Source organism: Pelagicoccus enzymogenes (assembly GCF_014803405.1).
GTDB lineage: Bacteria > Verrucomicrobiota > Verrucomicrobiia > Opitutales > Opitutaceae > Pelagicoccus > Pelagicoccus enzymogenes.
Genome location: NZ_JACYFG010000061.1, coordinates 88,424 through 100,979, shown reverse-complemented (window position 1 = coordinate 100,979; position 12,556 = coordinate 88,424). Strand labels below are relative to the sequence as shown.

Below are 12,556 nucleotides of genomic sequence, written 5' to 3'. Positions count from 1 at the left end.
CCGGATAGGGACTTGCGGCTCGTCGCAAGCGACGGTCCTACCTGTTGGAGAGATGGGGGCCTCAAGTGTGAGGCGGTGAAACCGTTTCTTATCGGGGAGAGGTTTGAGCTCGAAGGGCAGCGGCTTTGACGGCCACGGAGTGGCTGGCGCTTTTACAGGCGAATGAATACCTTGTGGCGGTAGAGGAAGCGGCAGATCGCAACGCAAAGCGCGATGCCGAGCATGCATTCTGCGAGAGCTCCGAGTCCGGGGAGGATGGCGTTGAGGCCCCCGGAAAGGGGACCGCCTATGAGGCGGGCGGAAAGATCGCCGAAGTCGATGAAGCGGCTGAGGAGGTAGATGGTGAGGGCGTTGGTCCCGATCCAGACGAATGGATGAGCCCATTTTTTCCATCCGCGTACGTCGATGAGGTAGTAGAAGAGTCCCAGCAGGATGGCGCTGCCACCTCCTGCAACGAGGGCGTAGCTTGAAGTCCAAATTCGTTTCACAATTGGAAACTGGAAGGCCCAAAGTCCGCCGATGGCGATAAGAGCTACACCGCCCAAAGCGAGAACGAGGGCGCGGTTTGCTGGAGTGTATTGTGGTGGCGCCTGGCGGAGCCACCGTCCGGCGAAGACGCCGAAGAGGCAGGAGGCGACAGCGGGCAGAGTGCTGAGCAAGCCTTCGGGATCGTAGTCGCCGTACCAGACTTTTCCAGGCAGGTAGTTGGCGTCGATCCAGTTGGCGAGGTTTTGGCCGCGGCTGTAGTCGCCGGGGGCAATATCGGGAACAGGTACGAAAGTCAGCAAGGCCCAGTAGCCGAGCAGCAGGGCCGCGCAGGCGATGACTTGGCCGCGCGGTCGCACGAAGAGGTAGAGCATGCTGGCGGCGAGGTAGCAAATCGCGAGGCGCTGCAGGACGCCGACCCAGCGGACTTCATCCCAGCCGGAAGAGAGCCCGCCGTAGTAGATGACTCCGAGGACATAGAGAAGGAGGCTGCGGCGGAGGATACGTTTAACGGCGTCGGCACGGCCTCCGTTTTGGATGATCTTGTCCAGCGAAAAGGGGATCGCCGTGCCCATCATGAAAAGGAAGAGCGGGAAAATGAGGTCGTAGAAGGTGAAGCCTGCCCACGCCGGATGGTCGAACTGGCGGACGAGGAAGGCTTGTACGGGGCCGGGTTCGAATTGGCGAAAGGCTGCGGCGAAAGCGTCGGCCCCGACGATCCAGAGCATGTCGAAGCCCCGCAGGGCATCGAGCGAGACGAGACGGGAGGAAGGGAGATTGGCAGCGGACATTTTTTCTTCTTGTATCTGTTTGGTGGGTACGAACCTGCCCGCGGCTTTGTTTAGTTGTCTGCTTGGAAGATGTGAGGCAGCAGGGCTTGGTCGGCTTGGGGCGGTCGGGGGACTTGCAGCAAGCGGGACAAGGTGGGGGCGAGTTGCTCGGTATTGACCGGGTCGCTGTAGTGACCGCTGGGAATACCGGGACCGAAGAAGATCAGGGGAACGTGGCAATCGTAGTCGTACGGCGTACCGTGGTTGCTGCCGTAGGGCGAGCGGTCGACGACGTAGGGACGGGGGGTGAAGACAACGTCGGGACTGCGGTCGATGTGGTAGGAGAGGCGCCAAGCCTCGAAATCCCAATGGTTGGACTCCGGGCTATTGCCCAGCAGTTCCTCCCGTGTCCAAGCCGATGCGATTTGGGGATGGGAGAGGAGGGCATCGCGAAGGGTGCGGCGCATTTCGGTGAGAGAGGTTTCCGGCGCGTTGACGATGCGGAAGCCGTAGGCGTCGCGCAGGAGCCATTGCGAGCCGGAGGGCGGCGGCCCGAACGCTGCAGCGAGGGCCTCTTCGGCGGTAGATTGCAGGGAAGTCCAGTCGAGGCGTCCGGCGTAGAGTTGCTTGGCTTTGCCGGTGGCCCGTTCGGGTAGAGGGCAGCCGCCGTGGTCCGCGCTTACGACGACGATCCAGCCCTCTTGTCCGATCGTTTCGTCGAGGAAGGAGAAGAGTTCGGCGAGGACGCGATCGAGACGGATGACTGTATCCATGATCTCGTGACTATCGGAGCCGAAGGAGTGTCCGACGTAATCGGTCTGGGAAAAGCTGATACAAAGCAAGTCGGTCGCGGAGCGTTGGCCGAGTTGTTCGCCCTGGATGGCGGAGGTAGCGAGGTTGCCTAGTAGGGTCGTAGCTTGAGGCGCGATGCGGAAGGCTTTGTAGTATTCTTCGCCCGGGGCGGAGAGTCCGCCGTCGAGGGTGCGAGGGAAGGTGGCTCCGAGCCCGTGGCGGCTTTCCTCGCCTAGGGCTACATCTGGTCCCTGTACCCGGTTATAGACTTCTACGGGCAGTAGGCGGTCCCAGGTCTGGCCGAAGAAGCTGTCGACGGAGTGCTCGCGATTGAAGGTTTCGAGCCAAGCGGGCGCTTGCTCCACGTAAAAGGTGGAGGTGACGAAACGGTCCGTCGGCAGCCAGTAGGCGGCGTCGGCGTGGTGTCCGCCCATGAGGATAGCGGCGCGGTCTTTGTTGGAAAGGGATATCACGCGGGATGCGTCCCCGTGGCGAAGCTTAAGCTGGTCGCCGACGGAGGTGGCGAGGAAATTGCGGGGTGATGTTCCCTCAATAGGGAAGAATTTTGAGATGCTCTTCGCTCCGATTATTTCTTCGTCTGGGTCCGAGACGGCCCCGACGCGTTCGAAGTTTTCGGGATTGAGCCAGCTGTTAGCTACGATGCCGTGAATGCTTGGGGGCGAGCCGCTGAGCAGGGTGGCGTGACCGGGGGCGGTCGCGGTGAGGGCATGCCGGTGTCGGGCTTCCGTGAATACGGAACCTTGGTCGAGCAAACGGCGGAAGCCGCCTTTGCCGAAGTAGGGCTCGAAGCGTTCCAGGTAATCGGCCCGGAACTGGTCGATGCTGATTGCAACTGCGAGTTTCGGTGCTGGCTGAGGGGCGGCCAAGGCGGCGCTGGTGGATGCGATAAGGGAAAGGATGCAGAGCGGGCGCAGGCGTATCATGGCTGGGCAGCGGTGATGACGATATGGGTGGCGTCGAAGAAGGTGACGCTGGTCTTGCCGTCTTCGCTTTGGCTCGTCTCCCACTCAAGGGCGTCGTGCTCGACTTCGAGCTGCAGGCCAGGGAGCTGCCAAGCGTTTTCTTCGAAGCTTGCTCCGTCGGAGCTGTGGATGGTGAAGGTGAGGTCGCCGATGGCTTTGATCTCGAGGCGCCGTTTCGAGGCGCGGGCGTCGAGGCGCGGGGCGGAGGTGAGCAGTATCCAGCCAATGGATCCGTCGGACTGTATCCAATGAATGGTGGCGGGATGGAGCTGGTTGTGTTTGCCGCCCGCTCCGCGGCCGAAGCCGGTCTCGGTGCCGCCGAGCATGACGTCGTGGTCTAGCCAAGCGGTAGCGGTGCGGCCGCGTGGCAGCTCGCGCTCGACGAAGCGCGGACCGGAGAAGGAGCTGAGAGCGTCGACCACGTCTTCAGGGATTTCGGTGCCGATGATGGCGAAGAGCGGGGCGTAGTTGAAATCGTGAGCGTGGCCCATGTTTGGGTCGTCGACGGGAGGGAAGGGAGCGATCTCGGCCGGGAGGTCGAGGCGAAGCCAGAGGCCGAGCAGGGAGGCGTAGTGGGTCATGTCCATCCCGTAGGAGCGGTCGTAGGGGCCGCAGAGGTTGCGCATGCCGGCGTGATAGAATTCGGCGGTATCGCGCCAGAGTTCAGCCTCGAGGCGAGCTCCGATTTCGCGGATCTGGGAGTCGCGGGCGTATTTTCTCCAGAGGGTGAGGCCCATGAAGTCGACGCCGTAGTAGGTCGGGCTATTGAACTCCTCGAAGGCGCTGTGTTCGTCGTAGGCCTCGGCGACCGCGACGGCCCACTCCGTAGCTTTCTCCCGCCAATCGGGGCGGTCGAGGCGGTGTCCGACGAAGTCGAGGAGGAAGGCCTGCATGAGGGCGATGTTGGTATAGTCTGGGCGGAGGCGGCCGGATGCGATTTCGCCTTCGAGAGCCAGCTCGATGGAGGCCAGCAACTTGGGGGTGAGGTCGGCGGGGAGCTTGTCTTCGAATTCTATAATACAGAGGGCGAAGGCTACGCCGACGAACTGGCGCCAGTTAATATCGTAGTCGCGCCAGAGTTCGGGAAAGAGGGGTATGTGCGGCTCCTCCGGGGAGCGGTAGAAGGTGGCGTGCCAGGGCTCGCCGGGTGCGTCGATTTGCTGGGTGAGAATGGACCGGAGGGCTTGGGCGGCGCGTTCGCGATCGCCCGGGCCATCGCGCTCGAGCAAGGCGACGGCGTACCAGCCGGTGCTGCGAACGTTGTGGTGGGTATGGGCGTCGACTGGGCTGGAGGGGCTCCAGAGGAATCCGGCGCGGGCGTCCCAGTAGGCGTCGAGGCGTTTGAGCACGGCGCCGGTGGTCTCTTTCATCTCGGTCGAAGCGGAGACGAGCGTGGAGGTCGCGGCCAACAGGCTGAAAAGGGCGATGTTTAGGGCAAGGGGTGTTCGCATTTTTGAAAGTTTTCAAGGAGGGCTTGCCTTGGCAAATGCTATCAATTCTAACGGTTAAAACGATGCCCCCAAAACCCACTATTCGTAGTCTAGCCGAGAGTCTTGGCGTTTCTGTAGCAACCGTTTCCGAAGCATTGCGCTTCAGCCCCAAGGTGAAGCCGGAGACGGCGGAGCGGATTCGCGCGGCGGCTGAGGAAGCTGGATACAAGCGCAATCCTTTGCTCGGCGAGGCCTTTTCTTCTTTGCGTCGCGGGAGGTATCGGGATTTCAGCGGGACTTTAGCCCTGGTGGACTTGGCTGACGACCATGGAAATTGCGAGTTGATGCTGTTCCACAAGGAGGTCATGAAAGGAGCCGAGGCCCGCGCGGCGGAGCTCGGATTTCGTTTGGAGCTATTTTGGGTGGGAAAGAAGGAGCCGGCTTTGTCGGTGTCGCGCTTGTGCTCGGTGCTTTATGCCCGCGGAATTCTAGGGGTCGTTTTCCTGCCCTTCGATCGCTTGCAGGACTTTTCGAAATTCGAGTTCAACAAGTTTGCGGCGGTGGCGATGGACCGGCGTTTGGTGAGGCCCAGCCTTCATGCGGTGCAGCCCGAGCACTATCTTTCGATGCGTCGCGCGGTTCAGATTCTCTTTGATCGCGGTTACAAACGTGTTGGCTTGTGTCTGGAGACGCGCAAGGACGAGCGAGTCGACTACAAGTGGAGTTCCGGTTACGCGTCGGCTTATCGATTGAATGGCAAGAAGTCGAACGTGCCTCCCTTGATCCAAAAGGAGTCAGATCGTTCGGAGTTCATCGCGTGGGTTAAGAAGTACAAGCCTGACGTGGTGATCGGGCATGCGCAGGCGATGATGGACTGGCTTGACCAGGCAGGCCTTCCTGTGCCGGAGAAAGTTGGTTTTTTCAGGATAAACGTGACGGAAAGCTCGCGACCGTGCGCTGGGCTGGACTTGTTGCCGCAGCCTCTTGGAGCGGCCGCTGTGGAAGCCGTGGTCGGCATGCTGCATCGACGTGAGTTTGGCATCCCCGAGACGCCGCAAGCTATCCAAATCGACTTGGCCGTGGTGGAGGGGCCCACGATCCGCCTCCCGAAAGACTGAGGTGTGGTTCCTCGTTAATTGAGAACTTATTCGGGAGGCGTCGACTGGAGCGTGCAGGACCTTTGGAATCCCAATGCGCCAACCGAATTGGACTCGCTCATTTTGCGCAAAAAAGCCGCTGGCGCATCGGGATACCAGCGGCAGTGATTCGAAAGGGCTGCTCTTGAATGGAGGGATGTTCCCTGTTGGGTTCGCTAGAAGGTGAAGCTAGAGGTCTAAGCCGATTCCTTGGAGACGCGCACGTAGGAGTACGCGCAGTTGGATTGGAGGATCCTGTTTGGTGCTTTGATGGCCTCCACTTTTCGTTTGAAACCCTGGTTTAGCGGACTCTGGTCGAGTCGGTGGCATTTTCCGAGGAGTTGAACTGGGCAAGAATGCATCGCTAGAATCCAGTAGATCGCTTTTCGGGTGATGTTGCGTGGATCGGTTTGTAACCGATCGGGATGTAACCATTTGGGAAGTAGCCGAAAGGTATGGAGGAAGCTGTGTCCATAATTGGGAACGGTACAATCGAGACGGCGACCCGTCGTGGGCCGTTTGGGTGTTCAAGCCGGCTACTGGTCGCGTATTGGAAATCTGAACACCGGATCCCGCCCTGAAGTTCTACGGTGGGAACTTCCTCGGCGCCAGTAACGTTAGTCAGAATGGCCGCCACTCCGTATTCCGCACCGGCTTCTGCTTGGTGCCGTATAACGAACCCGACACTCCGAACTAGAAGAACTTTCCCTCGGTCATTTTCCAAAGCTTCCGATTCAACGCTGGCGGCGATTCTTAAGAGACTCTCTGTGGGTTGTTTTTCGTTTGGATGATCAGCGATAAGATTGTCTCGTATCGAACGGCGATGTAGTTGCGAAGCCGTGACCCTCTCGCATTGCAAGCTTTCGAAGGTGACTGGCGCTTGTGAATACCAAAGCCTTGCTCCCCTCGCTCCATTGCGATTTCGCTATGCCGGCACGGTGGTTTGGCCGATGACGACGCGGCCCTCCACTAGGTTGTGGCGGCGGTGTCCGGCAGGATTCTTCATGCGTTCGAGCAGTCTTATGACGCTGGATACGCCCATTTCTTCGAAGGGGACCTTGATGGACGTGAGGCGGGGGAGTCCGGGCGGGGGCTCGATGCCGTCGAATCCGGTGATGGAGCAATCTTCCGGTACGCGTATGGCCTGCTTCTTCAGGTCGGCGATGAGTTGGTAGGCTTGGTGGTCGGCGGCGCAGACCCAGGCGGTGACCCCCTCTCGGACTTTCTTGCCGACGCTCTTGGCGAGGTGGTCGGGATCGAAGTTTTCGCCTTTGCGGACGTTGAGGCAGAGGTCGGGGTCGAACTCGAGGCCGTGGCGGAAGAGGCTTTCGACGTAGGCGCCGAAGCGTCGGAACATCCAGGGGGATTCGACGGAGTAGCGCCAGGAGAGGAAGCCGATGCGCTGGTGGCCGAGGGCGGCGAGGTGGGAGACCATTTCGTAGATCCCGGCGTGATGGTCGACGTCGATGCAGTCGATGCCACCTTGGCTGTAGTCTTCCGCGATGGATACGGCGGAGATGCGACGGGAGAGGTTGACGATGGTGTCGGTGGTGAAGGGGAAGATGGTGATGGCGCCTTTCCAGTTGCCGTTGCCGGCGCGCAGGCCTTTTGGGGTGCGGCTGGTTTGCAGCATTTCGTCGAGCTCGGCGGGATCGATGTATCGGACGTCGAGGGAGAGGTCTTGGGCGGCGGCGCGTTCGCTGATGCCTTTGAGCATGTATTGGGAAGTGACGGGGAGCTCCGCCATGTCGGGGCGCACGCCGATGAGTACGCCGATTTCCTTGGTCTGGTTTTTGGCGGCGTCGCGCGGGGCGCGTTGCGCGGTGTAGCGGTAGCCCATCTGGGCGGCCAGCTCCAGGACCTTGGCCCGAGTCTCGGGGTTGATCTTCGGGTGGTTGGAGAAGCAGCGCGATACGGTGGTGCGGCAGATGTTGAGTTTGTCCGCAATGAGCTGCTGGTTGACCTTAGGCATGGGGGGAAGCGTGAAAAGGGTGCGGCTAAAAGTGAAGGGCGATTTTCTGCGAGGGTGGCTGGCGGGTTTCCTGCCGACGCGTTAAGCGTGGTGTTCTTGGTAGTCGAGGAAGGGGAAGTCGGCCGCCGCGAAGTTGCCGGTGAGGTCTTGGCAGCAGAGTCCGACGAAGGATCCGGTGAAGTTTTCGTGGGCCCCGGCGCTTTCGTCGGACAGGATCGAGTAGTCGAGGGTGGGGCCGAAGGCGGTCCAGTTTTCTCCGTCTAGCGAGTAGCTGAAGTCGAGGTGCTCGTAGTCGACCTCGGCTCGCAGGTAGACGGAGCCTGCGGTGGGGATGGGGACGGGGTCGCAGGCGAATTGGTAGGTGAGGCTTTTATGGGCGAAGAGGATGAGGAGGACGCGGCCGAGCGCTTCGTCCTGCGAGATGGCGGCGTAGTAGTAGTTTTCGCTGCTGTAGTAGCAAACGAGCCCCGCGCGCTCTTGGAAGCTGGAGGGGGAAAAGTCGACGCAGGTGGTGGCGGTGTAGCGAGCTGCCTGCTGGCGGCGGGCCACGAGGGATTGCGGGCCTCGGGTGCAGAAGGGGAGCTCGCCGCGGAGGCGGAGGAAGCCAGGTCGCTCCGTGAGGGAGAGGCGCTTTTCGTCGAGCGGGAGGCGGAGGGTTTGGAAGTCGCTGGGCAGGGCGAGGGTATCGAAGGAGTAGTGCTGCGAGCGGTCGCGGGTCTGCGTCGCGGGCTGGGGCAGGGTTACGATGGATGCGGGGGCGTTGTTCCCCGAAGTGAGCTGGAGCCAGCCGTCCGCGGTCCACTCGACTTCTTGGAGAGCGGTTTCCCGGCCCATGGTGCTGCAGCCGCGGTGGGGAATGGGGCGGCTGCATAGGTGGGCGAGGTACCAGCGTCCGTTCGGGGCTTGGGCGATGGAGCCGTGTCCAGCGCGTTTGAGTGTGGCCTCGTGTTTGCGGTGGGAGGTGACGATCGGGTTGTGGGGGCAGGTTTCGTAGGGGCCATAGAGGTCGTGGGAGCGGGCGAGCGATACGGCGTGTTCCCAGCCGGTTCCTCCTTCGGCGGTCATGAGGTAGAAGTATCCGTCTTTCCAGTACAAGTGGGGTCCCTCCGTGCGGCCGATTTCGGTGCCGGAGAATATTTTGCGGGGTGTGCCGAGCAGGCGCTTGTTGGGGTGGTCGTACTCTTGGAGCATGATGCCGCCGAAAGGGTCGGCCCCGGGCCGGTCGTCCCAGACTAGCCAGGTGAGGAATTTGCGGCCGTCCGGAGCGTGGAAAAGGGATTGGTCGAATCCGCTTACGGGAAGGTGGACGGGGTCGGACCAGTCGTCGTCGATTCGTTTGCTGGTGACGAGGTAGCTGCGGCTGGCCTTGTAGCTCGATCGCATCTCCTTCACGTCGGTATAGACGAGGAAGAAGGTGTCGTCGCAGTGGCTGAGGCAGGGTGCCCAGACGCCGCCCGAGTCCGGGTTTCCGGTCATGTCCAGCTGGGAGGTCCGCTCGAGGGGGCGGCTTACGAGCTGCCAGTTGGCTAGGTCGGTGGAGTGGTGGATCTGGACGCCGGGGAACCACTCGAAGGTGGATGTCGCGATGTAGAAGTCGTTCCCGACCGCGATCAGGGAGGGATCGGGGTTGAAGCCGGGGAGGATTGGGTTTTGGAGGGTAGGGTTCATGAACGATGACGTTGGGGGCTCGAACCTTTTAATGCACAGAGTTGCACTAGAAGATGACTCGCTGAATGCCGTCGAGCCGATTGCAATGTATAGAGGTGGTATTGGAGTGTGCACAAATATGTGCAACAATAATGCACAAAAGTGCACAAAAAAGCTTGTTAAAGCGTTTTGTCTTCCTGAGGTTTGCTTCAACTTCGCAGCGCTGGGCTACCTGCTATCGCTGTTCACCCCAGAAAAACTGATTGGCTATGTTAGCGGATCGATGTCCCCGAATTTCCTCGCCGAGAGGGTTTGGCGGTTCCGCGACGGCTTGAACAACCCATGAAAAATCGAACGAACAAACCCTTGCGAGCGCTCTCCTTTGCGGCGCTTTTTTCCAGTTCCTTTGTTGTAGGGCAGCTTCCTGCCCAGGATGACGAGGAGGAAATTTTTGAGCTTTCACCGTTTCAGGTGGATGCGGACAACGATAGCGGCTACCGCGCTACGAACTCCATTTCCGGCACGCGCATCAACATGGCGATCAAGGACACGCCGATGCCTTTGGAAGTGGTGACGCGGCAATTCATCGAAGATACGGGCGCGACCGATTTGCGCGAAGCTCTCAAGTATAGCTCCGGTGTTATTCTCCAGTCGCAAAACGACTTGGCGAGCCGGGGAGCTAGCGCGTACCAGGGACCAGGCGGAGTGAACAATGCGGAGGGCGCGACCGCGAATCCGAATGGCGTTCAGTTGAAGCTTCGTGGTTTTGTAACCAACAATTCGCTACGCGACGGCTTTCTTCGCCAGAACGCGACCGACTCTGTAAACATCGAACGTGTGGAGGTGGTGCGCGGCCCGGCAGCGCTTTTGTATGGAACGGGCAACTTCGGCGGCGTAGTTAATTATATGGTACGCCGTCCGTCTACGGTGGCTTCGAGCTCTTTCGATGTTACCTACGGTACGAACGATTTGATGCGGGGGACCTTCGACACGACTGGGGCTCTTTCCGACGATGGGAAGGTGGCCTTCCGCTTATCTGGAGCTTTGCAGTCTTCGGGAGACCATACTCAGTATTTCGAGGAAGACCATTATTTCATAGCGCCTTCTTTTGTTTGGAATCCGAGCGACAAGACTGAAGTGTATGTAGATCTAGAATACGGTGAGCAGAATCTCGGCGGCCTAGGGGCGCGTCGCTTGCGTTCCGTAGCGAATGTAGGGATCAATAACGACCAGAACGAGCACAGCGGATTTTACACGCCTATTGGCGCTGACCCTCGGGAAGTGCGTATTACAGGTCCGGATACGTATTTCGATAGTCAGTCGAGCAACGTTATGGCAAAGGTAACCCACGAGCTTTTCGATGGAGTTAACTTCCTCGCTGGATACAACTACTCGACCCACGATACGCAGCAGCGCGATATCGCGGCTCAGCTGTTCACGAATCTAGGGCCGGTGGCCTTGCAAGAGACGATTAACCTCTCTCCGATCGAACCCGGCCGCGCGAGCGGGAGCAGCAATGTGCAAACCGGCGAGGTGCCGAACTCGATCGCTCAATACTTGTGGAACCGTAGCGAAACGGATAACACGCGAAACCAGTACCGTGTCGAGCTCGCGATCCAGAAGCCGCTCTTCGACGACCGCTCCGAGTGGTTGCGCATCGACAACCAGATTTTGATGGGGTTCTCCTATTTGAAGCATGACAAGTCTACTTCGACCTGGGCGACGAATCCGAACGAATTCAACTACCGCGCTCCTAACGACCTGAGTCCGTTGCTTTTTTCGGAGCAGGGCGATGGATCGCCGACCGCTGGCATGTTTCACAACGATATGAGCGAGTCTGAGGCGATCAACGAGGGACAGTATATTAGCTATCTCGGCAGCTTCCTGAACGATCGCTTGAAGGTCATGGCAGGGGCTCGTAAGGACAAGAATGATACGTCCAATTCGAACAGGGGCCGTAACGCTCCGAGCGAAGACTATTCCAGCAGTTCGACGGTAGGCGAAACGCAAAACGACAATACGAACCAGTATGGAGTTAGCTTCAAGTTGACCGAGAATATCTCTCTTTTCGCGTTGGAGTCCGAGGGCTTGCAGCCGAACTTTTCTGGGCAATTGCTTCCGGACACCGGAAAGCCTGCGGGCGCGAGTTTCGCGAAGAGCGAGGAGATCGGTATCAAGTTCGACCTGCTGGACGGGAAGCTTTCCGGTACGATCAGCAAGTACAAGATCGAGAAGACCGGTTTCGTGGGGGCTCCTTGGTTCTCGCCGGTGACGCTCGGCAACCCGCGTTTCGATCCGACGAAGGACATCGTCTACAATGTATCCAACTGGACGCCGTCGCAGGCGCCTGGCGGATCGAATGGCGGATCGGGCAAGCTCGATTCGGGGGCGCCTTATGAGGCTTGGCTCGCGGGCGTCGAGTCCGGGGCTATCTTCCAATCGAGCGAGGGCAACGGCTCCGAAACGTGGTACGTTAATGCCAGCAAGCCGGAGGGGGCTGCCTACCTCGACGCCGGATTTGCGGCGAACGCGGCGGACCCCGGCAATTGGGCGGGATTCCTCTACCAAGGCGAAACGGGGGATTCGTTGGTGAACAATGCGACCATGGATACGATGGCCTTCCATGGCAACGGCTCTGGCAACGCCACGATCCTGCAGACGGACGAGTCGAAGGGCTACGACGCTCAGGTGCTGTTCAGCTTGACCGAAAATTTCCAGCTCCTCGCCAATGCGGCGATAACGGAAGTCGAGCGCAAGAACTTCGGCCAATGGATGGCGTATCCCTATCGTGAAGACCGTTGGGCAGTTTGGAACTATGACAACGCTTCATGGGGGACCTTCAATTACGATCGGGAAGATATCTATGGCGATCCCGGTGAGTTGGGAGTCATCGGTCCTGCCACGGAGACGCGCACGGGCGCGGGCCAGTTGGCGGGGGACGACACTCCCAAGTATCGCTTCGATTTCTGGGGCAGCTACAAGTTCAGCGACGGCAAGTTCAAGGGAACGACGGTTGGCCTTGGCGGCTACTACGAGTCGAAGCGCGAGTACATCTCTGGCGTGACGCGTGGATCCGGGCAGAACATTTTCGACACGGACGGTCGTCCGTTGGTGCTCTACACGAGTCCCCGCCATAATGTGGACGCGATGATCCGCTACGACTGGCGTACCGGCGACGACAAGCCGCAGCACGTCCAGCTCAACGTCAGCAACCTTCTCAATGACCGTGACCTCTACGGACTGATCTATTCGAGCCCCTTGAGCGCGAAGATCTCCTACGGTCGACAATTCTAGTCAGGTGTAGAAACCTCTGGGGCTCGGCGCTGGGGTAGCGCCGGGC

The 12,556-nt window shown here is 59.8% G+C and carries 8 protein-coding genes; 3 read left to right on the top strand and 5 right to left on the bottom strand.

What is annotated here, in order from left to right:
* Nucleotides 1-152 precede the first annotated feature (152 nt).
* Genes IEN85_RS23345 through IEN85_RS23335 form a run of 3 tightly spaced genes read right to left on the bottom strand, consistent with a single transcriptional unit; the run spans nucleotide 153 to nucleotide 4,482 of the window.
* Nucleotides 153-1,277 carry an acyltransferase family protein gene (locus IEN85_RS23345; RefSeq protein WP_191619535.1) on the bottom strand — a complete coding sequence of 375 codons (1,125 nt, stop codon included), beginning with the start codon at nucleotides 1,275-1,277 and terminating at the stop codon, nucleotides 153-155.
* 50 nt (nucleotides 1,278-1,327) lie between these two features.
* Entirely contained in the window at nucleotides 1,328-2,992 is a 1,665-nt protein-coding gene (locus IEN85_RS23340) for an alkaline phosphatase family protein (protein WP_191619534.1), read from the bottom strand.
* Nucleotides 2,989-4,482, bottom strand: a complete 1,494-nt coding sequence (locus IEN85_RS23335) for a hypothetical protein (RefSeq protein WP_191619533.1) — start codon at nucleotides 4,480-4,482, stop codon at nucleotides 2,989-2,991. Before IEN85_RS23335 ends, IEN85_RS23340 begins: the two co-directional genes overlap by 4 nt.
* 62 nt (nucleotides 4,483-4,544) lie before the next feature.
* Between IEN85_RS23335 and IEN85_RS23330 the strand changes: the two genes are divergently transcribed.
* Nucleotides 4,545-5,579, top strand: coding sequence for a LacI family DNA-binding transcriptional regulator (locus tag IEN85_RS23330; protein WP_191619532.1), 1,035 nt, complete (start codon nucleotides 4,545-4,547; stop codon nucleotides 5,577-5,579).
* Between the two features lie 943 nt (nucleotides 5,580-6,522).
* Here IEN85_RS23330 and IEN85_RS23325 read toward each other — a convergent pair.
* Nucleotides 6,523-7,569 carry a LacI family DNA-binding transcriptional regulator gene (locus IEN85_RS23325; protein ID WP_191619531.1) on the bottom strand — a complete coding sequence of 349 codons (1,047 nt, stop codon included), beginning with the start codon at nucleotides 7,567-7,569 and terminating at the stop codon, nucleotides 6,523-6,525.
* Between the two features lie 81 nt (nucleotides 7,570-7,650).
* Entirely contained in the window at nucleotides 7,651-9,237 is a 1,587-nt protein-coding gene (locus IEN85_RS23320) for a glycoside hydrolase family 43 protein (protein ID WP_191619530.1), read from the bottom strand.
* Here IEN85_RS23320 and IEN85_RS23315 point away from each other — a divergent pair.
* Both IEN85_RS23315 and IEN85_RS23310 read left to right on the top strand, forming a co-directional pair.
* Complete coding sequence (locus IEN85_RS23315; protein WP_191619529.1) at nucleotides 9,236-9,562, top strand: hypothetical protein; 327 nt, start codon at nucleotides 9,236-9,238, stop codon at nucleotides 9,560-9,562. The genes IEN85_RS23320 and IEN85_RS23315 overlap by 2 nt on opposite strands.
* On the top strand, nucleotides 9,559-12,510 hold the full coding sequence (locus tag IEN85_RS23310; protein ID WP_191619528.1) for a TonB-dependent siderophore receptor: 2,952 nt from the start codon (nucleotides 9,559-9,561) through the stop codon (nucleotides 12,508-12,510). Before IEN85_RS23315 ends, IEN85_RS23310 begins: the two co-directional genes overlap by 4 nt.
* The last annotated feature ends 46 nt before the right edge of the window (nucleotides 12,511-12,556 follow it).

Excerpts from the sequence above, each read along its gene's own strand:
- IEN85_RS23345 (WP_191619535.1), bottom strand. The coding sequence starts at position 1,277 with ATGTCCGCTGCCAATCTCCCTTCCTCCCGTCTCGTCTCGCTCGATGCC.
- IEN85_RS23340 (WP_191619534.1), bottom strand. The coding sequence starts at position 2,992 with ATGATACGCCTGCGCCCGCTCTGCATCCTTTCCCTTATCGCATCCACC.
- IEN85_RS23335 (WP_191619533.1), bottom strand. The coding sequence starts at position 4,482 with ATGCGAACACCCCTTGCCCTAAACATCGCCCTTTTCAGCCTGTTGGCC.
- IEN85_RS23330 (WP_191619532.1), top strand. The coding sequence starts at position 4,545 with ATGCCCCCAAAACCCACTATTCGTAGTCTAGCCGAGAGTCTTGGCGTT.
- IEN85_RS23325 (WP_191619531.1), bottom strand. The coding sequence starts at position 7,569 with ATGCCTAAGGTCAACCAGCAGCTCATTGCGGACAAACTCAACATCTGC.
- IEN85_RS23315 (WP_191619529.1), top strand. The coding sequence starts at position 9,236 with ATGAACGATGACGTTGGGGGCTCGAACCTTTTAATGCACAGAGTTGCA.
- IEN85_RS23320 (WP_191619530.1), bottom strand. The coding sequence starts at position 9,237 with ATGAACCCTACCCTCCAAAACCCAATCCTCCCCGGCTTCAACCCCGAT.
- IEN85_RS23310 (WP_191619528.1), top strand. The coding sequence starts at position 9,559 with ATGAAAAATCGAACGAACAAACCCTTGCGAGCGCTCTCCTTTGCGGCG.